We start from the raw sequence: 16,319 nt of genomic DNA on the forward strand, positions 1-16,319 counted from the left end.
GTCAGCCACCAAACTTGAGGCCGACCCGGGCGTACTGTTTCGGCTTTAGATCGTATGATGCTTCTTCGTGGTCGCTATCGAAAAACTCGAACCGATGCAAACCGACCAGGCCTGCCTCCAGGTGCAACTGGACCCATGGTGTCAACTTAATACGCGCCGCCGGACCCAAAGTCAGCATAGTGTATCGCATGTTCGGATTCGCAACGCCATATATTTCGGGGTCGCCGTGGAAATTGTTGCCGTCGCCGGAGGTCATCAGTCCCAGATCGAGTCGCTGTGAGTGACGATACCAGAATTCCACACTGACCGGCAGAATGGCTTTGGCTTGAAGGTTCTTCCCGTTGTTCCAATCAAAGGCGAGCAGAGGCATAGGCGCCGCGTTTCCAAATTGGGTCGAGTAGGCCGCTCCAATACCGAGCGAGAAGCGGTCACTGAAATGACGGATTGCAATGGCGGCCGTTTGAAAGTGGAAGTCATCCTCGGACAGTCCCGCCTTGAGGTCGGAGGCCATCGAAGGCGTGGCCAAGGCCCAAAGTGACCACTTCTGCGACAGCCGCCGCTGCAACATCAGGGTATAGCCTGCTGCGTGGGCTTGCGTAAAGTCCGCGGTCAGCCGGTTGAATTCAAAGTCAATAACCTGGTAACTCAGTTCGTGTATCAGCACCGTTCGTCCTTCGGCAAACACCTGCGGATAGGTCAGAGTCGCACGGAACTTATGAAGCCGCATCTGTGGATCGTCCAGCGAAGTTGTGTCGGAACCGACGATCGATCGGACCTCATCTTTGAAACTCTGGTAGGGCAGGATGTCGCTGGTGATGGTCAGTGTCGGTTTTGCCTGCGCCTTTAGCGTGGCCGGAAGCCATCCTGATACCAGTGCACATACAATCATGATTACTGTCAGTTTGGCCGGCAGTTCTCTTGTAAACATTGTCTTCCTCATCTTCGTGTCTTCTTGTGGAGGGTTTGTGATTGTTCAACGACAGTCAGCTATGGTTGCCTTGATCACAACCGTGCCGACCGAGTCGAGTATACTGACTATATGTTCATCCGATTCATCGTCGACCAGTCCCACGCACAACAGCGATGCGAGTCCGTGCGTAAAGACCCACATCTTGGTGAGCATGTACTTGCTGTCTTCGTCGGCCATCGCCTCAAACCTGGGGTCCTTGGCGAATTCGCTCGTCAAGGCCTGTAGGAATTCGTCCACGACAATCCGGAATTCCTTGCGCTCAAGAAATATCGCTCGGTAGAGCCGGGCGTGGTCGCGCGCAAATTTGGCGATCCCGACGCCCATGCTCAGAAAGACACGGTCGGTATGGGGCCGGGACGTATAATCGATCAGCAGGTCCCTGGCTTTGCGAACCGCAGCCACTTCCAGCTCTTTCATGTTATCAAAGTGAGCGTAAACTGGGGCGGTCGACGAGCCGAGTTGACCGGCTACGTTTCGTGCTGTCAGGCCGCTCAGGCCCCGGTCCTTTAGTACTTCAAAGGCGGCCTGGACAACGTCGGGTTTGGCGAATTGGATTTTTGGTGTCACGTTTTTGGCTTTCCACAACAAATGTTACATAACATGCGTTAGCTTACGAGCGTTACATAACAAATGTTGCACGAAAAGTCAAGGATATCCTCAAGCCGCGCATATCCCGACTATTCTATTGCGATACAACAGATTCGAGGACAGACGCAAAGCCGGACCTACCGATGCCTGCCCGCTAAGCTCTAGCCAGTGAGTGTCTGCTTGATTCGCCTGATCTCATTCAAGTGCAAAAAGCAGTGACGGGTTGGGGGCATGAGCAGCAGCCCCGCAACCGACTTTTTGGCCCAATAGTCGACAATCCCCCGCCCCGCCGGGAGCATCGCCTTTTCGTCCCATATTCGCCGCAGGCTCTCCGGGTCGATCCTTCGCTTGAAGTCCTCCGCCCGCAGCCTGTTAACTATGCGGCGAGTTGCCCGGCCAACAGCCAGCCGATATTGCCGCAAGGCCGGCACATCCAACAATGAACTAACCGCCCCGACTTCCTCGTTGCTCATGCCATTCCCGGTATGGGTGACATGAATCTCAAGCCTGTCGAGCCACGCCGTCCCAAGCAGCACCTGGGTACTGTCGGCTACCAGCAAGTTCATGGTAACATCTTCTACTCGTGCAAGATGCCAGACAATCCACGCAATTGAATGATTGCTGTTTGGAGGGATTCGCTTGAAAGATTCTGGGCTAAGATTATTCAGCAGGTCATCCTCGAACGAAAAAAGCGAATCATCCGACAGTTTTGCAGAATGGACCATAGAATGCTGGGCAAGAAACAACTCGACCGCCGTTTCTTGATCGCCGGAAACTTCCAAAGCATGTCTCAGAAGCTTGTGTCGGTCGTTCCACGTTTTGCGATTGTGATCCATGTTGCATTATACGCGACGATCCGGCTTTCCCACAGAACTTTCACTGCCGGTACCGACCAGGTCGAGATCAGTTCGCTCAGAAAGTGAGTAACAACAGTGTGCTACAGTGAGTCAGGGCTCGGCCAATCCCAAAAAACGGTTGACTTATCTGCGCTTTCTGTTATAATCTCTTTTGAGAGAATAAGTTACGGGTCGGGCTGAAAAGGTCGGATTTGTCTGGTATGGAAATGACCCGGCATGGTTAACCGGCACCGTAGTTTCTGATGTTAGTAGAATTCATGCGCCGGTGGCGTGAGGCCCGGTCATGTTGGTCCCATCCGATTTGATCACGTCGTGATTGCATTTCGAGTTTCTAAGGATGTATGCCGACTAAGCCGATAGCGCCTTAAGTGCTTGCAGGATTTTTGCCCGGCAGAAGCACCGACCCACCTGCGACCAAAGGTAAGGCTGCGGCGAGGATTTTGAGCTTATGAGAAGAAAGTCAGTTCTGTCTTTTGTTCTGCTGGTGTTGCTGTTTTCGACGGCGGCCGGCTACGACTTCAATGGAGAGAGATATCTGAAGATATCGATCCGCGATAGAGCAGACCTGCCGAAGCTCTCCGGCCTGTTGTCGATCGACGACGTTCAGGGCGAGACCGTTTTTGCCTATACGCACGAGAGCAAACTGAACGAGTTGTCAACCCTGGGCTTCACTTACGAAGTCTTGCCTCATCCATCAAGTCTGGTGGATCCAGCCATGTCATCGGACAAGGTCGACGTAAAAGTTTGGGATGTGTATCCGACCTACGATGCCTATGTGGCCATGATGTACCAGTTCGCAGCCGACTTCCCGGCGCTGTGCCGAATCGAAAACGTCGGTACCACTGTTAACGGACGAGCATTACTCTTCGCTGTAATCTCGGACAATGTCGGAACTGAAGAGGACGAACCGGAAGTTATGTACACCAGTTCCATCCACGGTGACGAAACGACCGGTTCGGTGTTGATGCTGCGGCTGATCGACTCTTTGCTCACCACCTACGGCTCGGATGCCAGGATTACCAACATGGTGGACGAGATGGAGATTTGGATCAACCCTTTCGCCAACCCGGACGGCACCTACGCAGGCGGCAATCACACTGTTTCGGGTGCGACACGTTCTAACGCCAACGGCTACGATCTGAACCGCAACTTTCCCGATCCGGAAGACGGCCCCACACCCGGCGGCACCCGGCAGATCGAAACCACGCACATGATGAACCTGGCCGATGCGCACAACTTTGTACTCTCGATGAATTTCCACGGTGGCACCGAAGTTCAGAACTATCCCTGGGACACCTGGGTGCAACGTCATGCCGACGAAGACTGGTGGCAACGTGTCTGCCACGCCTACGCCGACACGGCGCAGCAATACAGCCCAGGCGGCTACATGACCGGTTACAATGACGGCATTACAAATGGATATGACTGGTACACGATCTCCGGCGGCCGTCAGGATTACATGACCTACTTTCAGCACGGCCGCGAAGTCACCAACGAAATCTCCGACACCAAACTCCTCCCAGCCAGCCAGCTTCCGGCCTGGTGGGGCTACAATCGGCTGGCCCTACTTCAGTGGCTGGAGAACGCCTTGTACGGCGTTCGGGGAATAGTAACCAATGTCAACAACGGACTTCCGGTGGTAGCGATGATCGAAGTGTTGAGTCATGACGTAGACTCCAGCCAGGTGTACACCGATCCGGATGTCGGCAATTATCATCGAATGTTGGCCGCGGGCAGTTGGGACCTCAGGTTCACGGCGCTGGGATATATACCACAGACGATTTACGGCGTGTCGGTAACCGATTTCAACACGACCGTTCTGGACGTACAGATGGAACCATTGTCCGACGATCCGGTGGTGGAATTCGGCAGTCACGACGCAGGTAGTCTGGACCCGGGCGATTTCGCCAGTATGTTCGTCACGCTGGTCAACAACGGCGGCGGTGATGCAACCAATCTGTCGGGAACGCTGACTTGTGCCGACAGCTTCATAACGATCAGTCAGGACTATTCCACCTACCCGACCATTACTGCTCTGGGCGGTAGTTCTGCTTCCAACAGCGCCTACCAGTTCAACATTTCCGCCGCTTGTCCGGAAGAACATCCGGTCGACTTCGTGATGCATCTGGCTGGTGACGCTTACACAGACAGCGTTGTGTTCGGCATGACTATAGGTTTGAAGGTTGAGGATTTCGAGTCGGCTGACTTCTCGACCTATCCCTGGCAGATGTCCGGCAGTCAATCGTGGGTGATCAACGGTACCGCGTATGAAGGCAACTACTCGGCCAAGTCGGGCAGTATCTCTCACAACCAGTCGAGCACTATGTCGGTCTCTTTGAACGGCCTGACGGCCGGGACCATCAGTTTCTACTACAAAGTATCTTCCGAGGCCAACTATGACTACTTGAGGTTCTATATCGACGGCGCTCAGAAAGCTCAGTGGGCAGGGGACGTCAACTGGACACTGGCCGAGTTTGCGGTCACCGATGGTGATCACACTTTCCGCTGGACTTACTCAAAAGATGGCAATACTACCAACGGCAGCGACTGCGGTTGGGTCGATTATATTATCTTCCCGGCTTCCAGCTCCGACCGTGACGGCGATGGTGTGCTCAACGCCAACGACAACTGCCCCGACACCCCCAATCCACTTCAGGAAGACGGAGATGTCGATGGTGTCGGCGACGTGTGTGACAACTGCGAGTTTGTTGCTAACTCGTTACAAGAAGATGACGACACCGACGGCATCGGTAACGTTTGCGATAATTGTCCCACGGTGTCCAACGCATCCCAGAGCGACGGCGACGGCGATGACTATGGCGATGTCTGTGATAATTGCGCGGAGGTTGCCAACCCGTTGCAAACCGACAGTGATTCCGATAACGTGGGCGACGTTTGCGACAATTGCGTGACTGTCGACAATACGTCACAGACTGACTTCGATAGCGATGGCGTCGGCGACGCCTGCGATAACTGTTTCAATGTCGTTAACCCGGCACAGGAAGATAGCGATGCCGACGGGAAGGGTAATCTCTGCGACAATTGTGAAGGGGTGGCCAATCCTGGGCAGGACGATACCGACTTTGACGGCATCGGTGACAGTTGCGACAACTGCATCGCGCGACACAACCCGTCACAAATCGACACTGACGCCGATGGACTGGGCAATGGCTGCGATAATTGTCTCGACGATGCCAACCCGTTGCAAGAGGACCTGGACTCAGATGGCGTTGGTGACAGTTGCGACAATTGCCTTACAATCTACAACCCGCTTCAGGAAGACGCTGACTCCAACGGGGTCGGTGACGCCTGCAATTATGTGTGCGGCGATATCGATAACTCAGGCGAGGGTCCCGATATCAGTGATCTGATATACTTGGTTGATTGGATGTTCACCGGTGGTCCACCGCCTGTCGAGTGGGGCTCAGCCGATGTCGATGGCTCCGGTGGTACCGCTGACATAGCTGATCTGGTCTATCTTGTGGACTTCATGTTCAACGACGGGCCTGCGCCGGTCTGTTACTGACCTATCCAAACAATTTCTGCACCCGTGCAATGTCACGCTGAGCCTGGTGGTAGTCTTCAAGGCGACCGATATCAAGCCAATAACCATCATACCGGTAGGTGCCGACAGCTTCACCCTGTTCAAGTAACTTGAGCATCAGATCGTCGAACCCAAACGGCCTGCCCTCCGGGACGACAGCAAGCAGTTCACGGGAAAAAACATAGACACCCATCGAGACGGAGAGCAGTTGTTCAGGCTTCTCCGTGAACGATGTAACCAGGCCGTCGGAGTCTGTCTCCAATACACCGTAGTCGACCGTATTGATCCTATGGTGCACAGCCACGGTCAGTCCGGCATTGCTTTTTAGATGATGATCGAACAACTTGCCAAAATCCAGATCGGTAAGAATGTCACCGTTGGCCACAAGGAAGTGATCCGGCAGTGTCGGAATTGTCTTCACCGGCCCCACGGTTGATAACGGCTGGTTTTCCTGTGCGTAGACAATCTCCAGTCCGAATCGCTCACCGTCGCCAATCGCCGCTTTGATCAGATGGGCCAGGTGATTGACCGCAACATGCACACGGGTCACGCCGCATTGTTTCATGCGGGTGAGCAGGATTTCAATGATCGGTCGGTCACCGACAGGCGCCAGGGGTTTCGGAATCTCATCGGTGAGCGGTTGCAGGCGTGTTCCCTTGCCGCCGGCCAGGATTACAGCTTCCATTGCGGACTCCGTTTCACGCGGTAACGACAGGATGTCGGCAGGTCCGGTCCTCAGACATTCCTGTACACTTCGTTGTCGGGATCGACCACGATCCCTGTTTTTATTGCGTTGGCAATTTCACGGATACCATCGATAACCCGGCGGGTCAGGTTGAATCTCAATGCCTGCTGGATTTTCGTAAAGTCGACCCGATAGTCACGCGGGTCTTCATCTTTGTGGACGTAGACGACATTATCATGCCCCGGGCCAAGCTCCCGGACGATCATCTGAACCAGTGTCTCTTTTTGGAAATTCTCCCGTGTGTCCCCTACGTTGAACGCTTGCCCGGACACTATGTCGGTGTCTGCCTCAAGCGCCATCAGACAGGCTGCCGCCAGGTCGGAGGCATGGGTGTAAGGTCGCCAAAATTTCTGCCCGTATATCTCCAGCTTTCGCTTGAGAGTCAACTCGCGAGTGAATTCGTTGACGGTAAGATCAAAACGTGGACGAGAGGAGAGACCATAGGCGGTAGCGAAGCGCAGGATGACGGGATGAAAACCATCTGAGCCTTGGGCCAGCAGGTGTTTCTCGAAGGCAACCTTATGCTCGGCATAGAGTGATACCGGTTTCAAGGGTGAGGTTTCGTCCACCAATGTGTCAGTGTTACCCATCCGGCCGTAGTTGCTGCAAGTCGAGGCAAAAACAAAACGTTTGACGCCGGACGCGACGGCCAGCTCGCCAAGACTGGCAGAGCCCAGGCCGTTCACCTCATGGGCCAGTTCGGGGTTTTGTGCACAAGCGGGATCGCCCACAATTGCGGCCAGATGCACGACCTTGTCGACACCGTCCAACGCCTCCCCTACGTCCGCCTTGGTGCGAATGTCACCGTGTAGAAAGTCGAATCGTTCATGAGATAGATAGGGCAGTAAGCCATGACCGCCAAAAGTCAGGTTGTCCAGAACGCGAACTCTGGACCCCGAAGCCAACAGTCTTCCGACGAGATGCGAACCGATATAGCCCGCCCCCCCTGTGACCAGCACTGTGTCAACGTGGCCGGACATTGAGAGATACCAATCCTCTTATGCTGTGGGCGGCAGGCGTCCTCCCCTGAATAGGTCTGTTGGCTTGTCGCTGCCTCGACTGCACTCGGCATGACCTTCTCGTGGCACCCGAGGACGTACAGCACGGACGAAGAAGCTCGTCATCCCTGCAACAGCGGGAAGCCGGTAGTACAGCCATGAGAGTGGGCACCTGCTTCCGCAGGAATGACAGAGGGTGCGATAGGGTGATCATCCTGTACCAGCTTGAGTTCGCCAAACCTGTGGCTCGCTTAAGGCCTTTCAACCAGTTCCTGAGCTTTGGCCAGTTTCTCGCCGGTTAAACCCAACATAATAGCTTTCTGAAGGTTCTCTTTGGCCTGGTCTTTGCCTTCGGCCTCCATAGCCAATCCGAGCCAGTAAAACGGCTCCGGTCGGTCGGTGTAGGTATGAGAGGCCTTGAGCGCCTCGCCTCGGCACAGATCATAGCGCCCGGCCTGATAGTTGACAAAGCAGAGGTTCATCCACACTTCCAGGGCTGCGTAACTGTCAGATAGCGCCTCGCGGGCGATGTTGCTGGCCCGATCCAGGTCTATCCCATCGCCGGCCAGCAGGCGGGAGTAGTAGTGATTCGTGGCCAGATTGTCACGATCGCGCGTCCGGTTTTCTTCGAACAACTCCCAGGCCTCGTTCTTTCTCTCCAGTCCATGAAGCGCCCATGCTCTGATGGCATAACTGTCAACATCTTCCTCAAGGGACAAAGCCCGATCACTGAGGTCCAGCGCTTGCTGATAGTTGCCCAGCTTGCACGCCCAAACCGCGGCCAGTTGCAGCGCATTGGGATCTGAATCCTGAGCTTCGAGCAATTCGAGCACAGGACCTATCTTTTCAAGTTGCCCGGTCCACTCGGCGATGTCCAAAAGTTCCAGCGCGGGCGACAGGTCTCCTTTGACCAGTGCAAAATTGTCGGTAAGGATGTTCAAAGCCTGGTCGAACTGCTTGTTCTCGGCAAGGATCACAGCTTTGTTCATGCGGATCATGGGATAGGTCTGTTCAAATTGTGGATACTCTTCAAAGAGAGCCAGTGCCTCAGAATGCTGTTGCAAGCCTCGATACATAGCCACCATGTTATCAAAAGCAGGGCGGTACCAACGGTTGATTTCAAGTGACTTGGTGTAGAGTCGCTCGGCTTGGTCGTACTTTCGGCAGACCGGATCGGCGTTAACATCGGCGATCCCTGTCAGCCAGTCCGGCTGTGAACGATGGTAATCTTCGAGAAGTGTGACAAATTCTTTGTAGCCGTCGAAATCGCCGGTCCTTTGCATGAGGAATGCGAGCCGGGTCTTCACTTCAAGAGTGTTGGCATACTCGCTGGGCAACTCCTGAAGAAACTGCACGTTTTCAACACCGGCCAGACTCACAGGACTTTGGATCAACAACGAGTAGTTCATGTATTTTTCAAAGGCCGGCAGATAGCCGCGATTTGTAATATGGCTCCGTGTGGCTTCCAAATCGCTGCCGGCAGAAACGAGGTCATAGCTTTCGGATCGAGCTTTGATATCAATGGTAATGGACATCAGGGAGTTCTCGGTCAAACGACGATAGTCATCCGAAGCCCGTCTTGCCTGGGCGTGTTTTCCGGCGGCACGATAATAACGCAGAAGCATTCCGGCCCGAACAATCTCGCCGCAGCCCTTAGCCTCCATTTGGGCGATGGCCAAGCGGGCGTCGTGAAGGTAGCGCAACCGGATACAGCGATAGAAATGACTCAGGAGTATGTCATGATCGTCGGATGCCAAATCCAGGGCACGGCGGCTGAAGACAATTGAAGAGTCGATCAGACCGACTGTCTCACACAGGTCTGCCGCGCTCACCAGGCTTTCGACCGTTTCTGGTATGTCTTTCATGGCCTGCCGGCGTATGGCGGCTGCCGTGTCGACCTCGTAGCGCAGATGAAGAAGTCTGGCCGTAGTCAGGTCAATGACGGCAGGATGCGCACCCAGGTTCGCTGCATTCGAGATTTCGCGCTCGGCCGCCCGAGATTGCCCGACTCCGATCAGAGCTTCGGCCGACATCAGACGCCGGTTTGGATCGTCAGGCTGCAGCGTGACAAAGTCGGCGGCGGCCTTAACTGCGAAATTGTATTCGCCGAGGTAGGAGAACGACCGACACAATCCCTCCAGCGCGGGACCATACTCGGCGTCAACCGTAGCCACCAGCATGTACTCGTGGGCGGCGTCCTGATAACATAGCTGTCGCTCCAGAATAAGGCCACGGCTATACGGAATCAGGATCGAGCCGGGGTCAACCATGCCGATTTCCTCAATCGTTGCCTGAGCCGATTCAAAGCTGTATTCATCAATCTGCGTCATAACCCTCGCATGGAGGGACTCAAGTTTCTCCTGGGGCGTCTGGCTACAACCGGCCATCAGGGCGGCTAAGATGCTGACAACTAACACTTTCTTCATACTTGTTCGATCCTTCGTGACTGCTGCGATGAGCATATAACTCGTTTCGGGTTTTGAAGTTAATACATTTATACACCTGGGCAAGGCAATATTTCCCAGCAGTCGAGAAAGGCCACTAGCAAAAACCGTGCTGTTTTGCGGAAATTGTTTGTATTAGACCTTAAGACGAATTATATTCAGATATGATCACATTAGCATCGAACAGCCTGGTGAAGCACTATCGCAAACGAGCCGTTGTCAATGAAGTTACTATGGAAGTCAATTCAGGCGAGGTGGTAGGCTTGCTGGGTCCCAACGGGGCCGGCAAGACGACAACCTTCTATATGATGATTGGCTTTGTACGGCCCGATTCGGGCAAGGTCTTTCTGGGTGATCGCAATATCGGACGCATGGCCATGTACAAACGAGCCAAGGCCGGGATTGGATACCTGGCCCAGGAAGCGTCGGTTTTCCGCAAGATGTCAGTCGAGGACAATATCAAAGCTATCCTGCAATTTCGCCGGATCGGCCGCAAGAAGCGCAAACAAAAGCTTGAGGACCTGCTTGAAGAATTGGACCTGGGCAACCTTCGAAAAAGTATGGCCTACACTCTTTCAGGTGGGGAAAGACGCCGGGTGGAGATTACGCGGGCCCTGGTCAACGATCCCAAGTTCATGCTTTTGGACGAGCCGTTTGCGGGGATCGATCCGATTGCCGTCGAGGAGATACAAAAGATAATAAACCGTCTGGTCGAACGAGGCTTGGGCGTTTTGATTACCGATCACAACGTGCGCGAGACTTTGTCCATTTGTAATCGTGCGTATATAATGTGCGACGGCAAGATACTCAAGTCCGGTAGCTCGGAGTTTCTGGCCAACGATGCAGAAGCACGCAAGATATATCTGGGTGAGAAATTTCGGCTCAATTGATCGCGGAAGGACCAATGTCTAATTACTGAACGATCTGGTCGGATGGTATTAACCCAGGCCAGACTGCTTCCGACACTACTAAAGAGACGCCGAATACGTCGAAACTGGCCCGGTAAAGAGTCTTGAGATAACGGATGATATCATGAAATTACAACTTCGCCCACAATTGAAGCAAATGCTCGCACCGCAGTTGATCCAGTCTCTGAAGATGCTTCAGATGCCTGCGCTCAAACTGGAGCAAACCATAAGACACGAGCTGGCCACCAATCCCCTTTTGGAAGAAGTTGAAGATTTACAGGCTGATGAGAAGCTGGACGCCGAGCAGGAATCGGAGTTCGATGTCGCCGACAAAACTGACAAGGACGAATCTGTCGACTGGGATCAATTCTTCTCAGAGGAGGACGAAGGCTACAAAGTGAGCCAACCACGAGAGCAGACCGAGGACAGTTTCGAGGGTCCGGCAGCTCAGGAGACGACGCTCTTTACCCACCTTTCCGACCAGTTGGCTATGCTGAAATTGACCGATGACGAGCATCTTATTGCTGAGTATATCATAGGCAACATCGCTCCCGACGGCTATCTGGTAATCAGTGTGCCGGAAATGGCTGCCGAGTTGAAGATGGACGAAGCCGGTATCGAGGCGGTGCTGGCTATGGTGCAGAGGTTCGATCCGGTCGGTGTGGCCGCGCGGGACCTTCGGGAGTCATTGCTTATTCAGCTTCGCGAACGGGATTTGGAGGGTAGCCTGGCCTGGCGTATAGTGGATGAACATATTAATGATCTGGACCGCAAGTCGATTCTACAGGTGGCCCGGATGATGGGCGTCCCGGAAGAGCGGGCACAGGCGGCACTGGAAGTCATCAAGAGTCTTTCACCGACCCCGGCTCACGGACGGTTTGATTCGGGCGCCATGCCGGTGGTGCCGGACCTGATAGTGGAGAGACTTGACGACAAGTTTCTGGTCCTGCACAACGACGATTATGTCCCGAGGTTGAGAGTGAACGCCAGCTATCGCAATCTCATTCGGCGCGGCAACGAAACGCCTAAAGATACCAAACAGTACATACGCCAGAAACTGGAACAGGCGCGCTGGTTGATCAATGCCATTCAGCAGAGGCGGTCAACAATGATTCGTGTGATGGAGGCGATCATCGACAAGCAGCACGATTTCTTTGAGCGCGGACCGGCCTTTCTAAAACCGCTGATCATGGAGGACATCGCGCAGGTGGTAGAGATGAACGTTGCCACCATCAGCCGGGTCTCGCGCGGTAAATATGTGCAGACGCCGTTCGGCGTCAGGGAGATCAAGTACTTCTTTAATCCCGGTATCTCCAAAGAAGACGGCGAGGACATGTCGAAACGTTCGGTCAAGCAACGCATCGAGGAAATCATTAAAATCGAACCGCTCGACAAGCCGTTTTCGGATCAGGAGATTTTCAGAAGGCTCAATCAAGAAGGCATCCGGCTGGCCCGTCGCACCGTCACCAAATATCGCGAAGAATTGAAGATACCATCGGCCCGCCTTCGTAAAAGAGTTGTTTAGTTGGGCCCGGACCCGGTTCTCGGAAAAGTCTTGGTGGCCGGGATTCTGCGTGTTTTTTCTGATAGTGCTCACCGAAGAAAGCTTGGGGACTTCTCAACTTCGACACCACAATATTCGTATAATTTTGTAGTAGCGATTTGGTCTGACTTATGCCATTATTAGAGTGAGGATGAAATCTGTGGATAGCTCCCGGTACGATGAGAGCAAGCCTGTGAAACCTCAGCCCTCACGGCCCCGGGATTTGCGGCCTCGAGCAGGTGGGTGATGGCCCCAGGTTGATGAAGGAATAAAGCACTTTGTGAATGGAAAAACCGACAGAACGTCGCCTCGGACTCAGGCGCTGTCATGATGATAAACCAATTGATGGATTTCGCCAGGAAAGGAGAAATTCAGCCATGCAAAAAACGATAACTGCTCGCCATTTTGATCTCACCGATGAGATGCGGGAACGAGCTGAGAGCGAAATGGACAGCCTGACACGTTATTTCGAAAACATAATCTCAGCCGAACTTGTCCTGGACCTGGAGCGTCATCTGCACAAGGCTGAGCTGAGAGTGAAGGTTTACAACCACAGCATAACCGGCACCGGCGAAACCGACGACATGTACAACTCCATTTCGGTGTCGGTCGACAAAGTAAAAGGGCAGTTGAAAAAGTATAAAGGGAAGCTCAAAGACAAACGACCTGAAGAAATCAGTGAGGTCATAAACGAATTGACACGACCCCAGACCGATGTCGACGAGATCGACCAGTAGTCAGCGCCACCATCAGAATTCATCAAAGCCCGTCCGCAATCGGACGGGCTTTTTGTGTTCTGAACCTGCATAAAAGTGCTGGTTTTCCGCCACCTGTCGGTTTGGGTATTGCCTGTTCGGACTGATCGATGACGGATTCGATTCTGGTCGGCACAGCAAATCACTTCTTTCGAGACTTACTTCCCTTTCTGAGTCCCGTGACCCTGGAATACGCCTATTGGTATAAGAAACCTGCACATAGCCATGCGATGGTGCCTTGGATCTCATCGCTTGACCAAGGGGACCGTCGGAATCGCTCGGTTCGTCATGGCTTCGATTCGCGGTCCCACGCTGCCTTGGCACACTTTTTACATTGTTGGCGGTTGAGGTATACTCAATGGATCAACAACTTGCCTCGATATTTGTCAATGCGTCATCGCTTCTGCTGATAGGCGGTATGACGGCTGCTCTGCTCTTCCTGGGCATCGGTCTCAGAGAGATCAGAAGCGGCTTGTTGGAAGGACTGCTCTACCTTGGCGTGGCCGCCTTTTTCGCCGCTTCCCATTTCTACTACTTGTGGAATATCCCTGAAGGTTCCAGGTTTGCCGCAACGGTTGCCCACCTTGATTTGTGGGACTGGGTGACGATTATGTTTGTCCCGGCCTTGATCACAATGTTTTTGGCTCGCTCTCTGGTGGACCTGGTCAAACTGCAACGTCGCCCGGCTTTGACCCGGATGTTTTTTGGGCTGACCCTGCTCTGCTTTGTGTACATGGTTGGGGCTACCTGGCCGACCGATGCCAAAGCGATCGTTGCCGTTTTCTATGGGTTCACCTGGCTTGACCTTGAAAAGAGCGATCACTGAGGATGCCGGCTGAGATACTCCCTGAGCAGCAGTAGGTTCATCGCCGCTTCGAAATTGATCTCCGGCGGTACCCTATCTTTCCCCTCGAGAATACCTGTCAACGGCCGAAAAAAGAACTCATCAAACTCTCTTGTCTCAGCATCAAGCTTGTCCAACTTCTCCGTCATTTCCCGGGCGGACAATTCTGTCACCAAGGCCGCGAAGAGCTGCGGTCGTTCGCCACGGAACACCTCGCGCCCGTAGGCCAGCGGTACCAACCGGTACTCATCCGATGAAAGAGACAACTCTTCGGCGGCTTCGTCCGAGATAGCATTCTCCAGAAGGTCGAACAGGTTGTCGCCCAGATTACTCACCTCCACCGATCCGGCCATCGAGGGTCCTAAAGTCGACTCAAGCGACGATAGCCCAGCACTCCGCCTGACGATCAACAAACTGTCCCCACCCTCCTGCTGCACAATCACCCAGGCAGCGACACCCAGACAGACGGCCAGAGGATTGTCACAAAGGGCGCGTGACGGGTACTGCGAAAGATAGTACTCACGCAAGCAGCCATCGGTCTGGCCGAACGACTCTTGCTTGTAGTCGAGGGCCAGGCAGCTTGCGGCATGATGACCGTACCGACAGGGCTGAACGGTGAGCTTTTTGTCCAAACCGTCTAAGTCGGCTGTCACCAGTTTCAGAATGTTGGGGCCGGTATGGATGCGTCCTTCGGTCGTCATGGTTCGCTCGACTTCCATTGCAAAGCGGGCAATTCGATCATCGTAGAACTCAAACGGTTCGTCGTGCATTCGGACCGACACACTCAGCGGATCAATTGCATCAGGGCCGAAAAACCGGGATAGCTCAAAGTACCCGTACTTGCGATTGAGAGATGTCGACGCAAGTTCCGGACAATCAGCAAATCGTCGAAAAAAGTCCTGCACCATCCTCGGCCAGCTATTGTAATCGAGATACGGCATCAGCTCATAATCAGTATCGCCACGCCGCCCACCGCGACCACGGCGCCGAGGAATGCCCGCAGCGACACTTTCTCTTTGTAGTACAAAATGATCAAGGGGATAATCACCACCGGCGTCATAGCGTTCAAGGTTGCCGCCGTGCCTGTCGCGATATATCTCACTGCGACCAGTGACATCCAAACACCCAGGAAGGGACCGACCACCGCGCCGCCGGTACAGAACAGCATCGGTCGGATTTGACGCAGAGCGGTAAGTGTCGACCCCAGGTGTCCACGTAGGGCAACCAGCATCCATATCGCCACCATCGAAGTGGACATACGAACAAACGAAGCTTGAAGAGGCTCTATCTCTCCCCCGCAATGAACCATAGCATGTTTGGCCATCACCAATCCGATAGCCTGTCCGGCAGCGGCGCCCAGCCCGAGCAAGACACCTTTGGCCAGCGACCCGGCGTCGGGGTGATCGATAGAGTTGGTGTTATTGCTTCGACTACCGCGTTCCATCACTACCCAGGTGATCCCGGCTACGGTAAGACCGATTCCCACCAATGACCAGACACCGAGTTTTTCGCCCAGAAACATCCAGGCTATGATCGTCGCCATGATCGGGGCTGAGGCGTACAACAGCGAAGTCAGTCTGGGGCCGATCATCACCAGCGCCTTAAACCCACAGCCGTCGCCGAGGATCAGTCCTATCAGGCCGGAAAGAGTCAGCCAGAACAGTTGTGACTGATTGATATCCGCAGGCAGAATTCGACCGGTGGTTATCAATAGCAGAGCGGTATAGATGGCCACGGCAATCAGCAGCCGGATAACATTGACGCGGAAAGACCCGATCAGTTTGCCCGCTTCGGCAAAGAAAATGGATGTCAGAGCCCAAAAGAAAGCTGTGGCCAGGCCGGCCGCTTCACCGATGTATTCCATCCGTTGAATATAGGCGTACCAGTAGAAAACTCCTATCGGCATCTCAGGTCAGCCGGACATGAATCCGTGGGGCAGAACCGCTTCTGGTTCTGCCGTCTATCGGCGAGTGGGTGGCACCCTCAAAGCCGCTTTTGAACCTCCCCCGATTTAGTGGACACATCGAGAAGATAGGATTAAGTTCTATTTGGAGGTGTGTTTATGTCGAGGAAACGTCGTCAGTTTGACAGAGCTTTCAAAGTTGAAGCGGTGAGATTGGTTA

13 protein-coding genes are annotated in these 16,319 nt (G+C 53.9%); 5 read left to right on the forward strand and 8 right to left on the reverse strand.

The window, feature by feature from the left end; all coding sequences use genetic code 11:
- Position 1: 1 nt before the first annotated feature.
- The 3 genes from OEV49_10060 to OEV49_10070 form a co-directional block, all read right to left on the reverse strand.
- On the reverse strand, positions 2–928 hold the full coding sequence (locus OEV49_10060; GenBank protein MDH3891416.1) for a DUF6268 family outer membrane beta-barrel protein: 927 nt from the start codon (positions 926–928) through the stop codon (positions 2–4).
- Positions 929–973: 45 nt separating this feature from the next.
- Entirely contained in the window at positions 974–1,537 is a 564-nt protein-coding gene (locus OEV49_10065) for a TetR/AcrR family transcriptional regulator (protein MDH3891417.1), read from the reverse strand.
- Between the two features lie 182 nt (positions 1,538–1,719).
- Complete coding sequence (locus OEV49_10070) at positions 1,720–2,394, reverse strand: DinB family protein (GenBank protein MDH3891418.1); 675 nt, start codon at positions 2,392–2,394, stop codon at positions 1,720–1,722.
- 469 nt (positions 2,395–2,863) lie between these two features.
- Between OEV49_10070 and OEV49_10075 the strand changes: the two genes are divergently transcribed.
- Positions 2,864–5,941 carry a M14 family zinc carboxypeptidase gene (locus OEV49_10075; protein ID MDH3891419.1) on the forward strand — a complete coding sequence of 1,026 codons (3,078 nt, stop codon included), beginning with the start codon at positions 2,864–2,866 and terminating at the stop codon, positions 5,939–5,941.
- A 1-nt stretch (position 5,942) separates the two neighbouring features.
- Here the strand turns inward: OEV49_10075 and OEV49_10080 are convergent, their stop codons facing one another.
- The 3 genes from OEV49_10080 to OEV49_10090 form a co-directional block, all read right to left on the reverse strand.
- Positions 5,943–6,644 (reverse strand): sugar phosphate nucleotidyltransferase, encoded by a 702-nt coding sequence (locus OEV49_10080; GenBank protein MDH3891420.1) that lies wholly within the window; start codon positions 6,642–6,644, stop codon positions 5,943–5,945.
- Positions 6,645–6,694: 50 nt separating this feature from the next.
- Entirely contained in the window at positions 6,695–7,684 is a 990-nt protein-coding gene (locus OEV49_10085; GenBank protein MDH3891421.1) for an NAD-dependent epimerase/dehydratase family protein, read from the reverse strand.
- 269 nt (positions 7,685–7,953) lie between these two features.
- Positions 7,954–10,128, reverse strand: coding sequence for a hypothetical protein (locus OEV49_10090; GenBank protein ID MDH3891422.1), 2,175 nt, complete (start codon positions 10,126–10,128; stop codon positions 7,954–7,956).
- Between the two features lie 182 nt (positions 10,129–10,310).
- Here OEV49_10090 and lptB point away from each other — a divergent pair, with 182 nt between their 5' ends.
- The 4 genes from lptB to OEV49_10110 all read left to right on the forward strand — a co-directional run bounded on the left by lptB (position 10,311) and on the right by OEV49_10110 (position 14,178).
- Complete coding sequence (lptB, locus tag OEV49_10095; GenBank protein ID MDH3891423.1) at positions 10,311–11,036, forward strand: LPS export ABC transporter ATP-binding protein; 726 nt, start codon at positions 10,311–10,313, stop codon at positions 11,034–11,036.
- 142 nt (positions 11,037–11,178) lie between these two features.
- Entirely contained in the window at positions 11,179–12,579 is a 1,401-nt protein-coding gene (gene rpoN, locus OEV49_10100) for an RNA polymerase factor sigma-54 (GenBank protein MDH3891424.1), read from the forward strand.
- Between the two features lie 395 nt (positions 12,580–12,974).
- The gene (raiA, locus tag OEV49_10105; protein MDH3891425.1) at positions 12,975–13,334 is read left to right on the forward strand and encodes a ribosome-associated translation inhibitor RaiA; all 360 of its coding nucleotides are present in this window, start codon (positions 12,975–12,977) and stop codon (positions 13,332–13,334) included.
- A gap of 376 nt (positions 13,335–13,710) precedes the next feature.
- The gene (locus tag OEV49_10110) at positions 13,711–14,178 is read left to right on the forward strand and encodes a hypothetical protein (GenBank protein MDH3891426.1); all 468 of its coding nucleotides are present in this window, start codon (positions 13,711–13,713) and stop codon (positions 14,176–14,178) included.
- Here OEV49_10110 and OEV49_10115 read toward each other — a convergent pair.
- Together OEV49_10115 and OEV49_10120 are read right to left on the reverse strand one after the other, a co-directional pair.
- Positions 14,172–15,137 carry a hypothetical protein gene (locus tag OEV49_10115; protein ID MDH3891427.1) on the reverse strand — a complete coding sequence of 322 codons (966 nt, stop codon included), beginning with the start codon at positions 15,135–15,137 and terminating at the stop codon, positions 14,172–14,174. The two genes, OEV49_10110 and OEV49_10115, sit on opposite strands and share 7 nt — an antisense overlap.
- Entirely contained in the window at positions 15,137–16,102 is a 966-nt protein-coding gene (locus OEV49_10120; protein ID MDH3891428.1) for a DMT family transporter, read from the reverse strand. The genes OEV49_10115 and OEV49_10120 overlap by 1 nt, the downstream gene beginning before the upstream one ends.
- Positions 16,103–16,319 lie beyond the last annotated feature (217 nt).

Source organism: Candidatus Zixiibacteriota bacterium, from assembly GCA_029860345.1.
In the GTDB taxonomy this organism is placed as follows: domain Bacteria; phylum Zixibacteria; class MSB-5A5; order GN15; family FEB-12; genus JAJRTA01.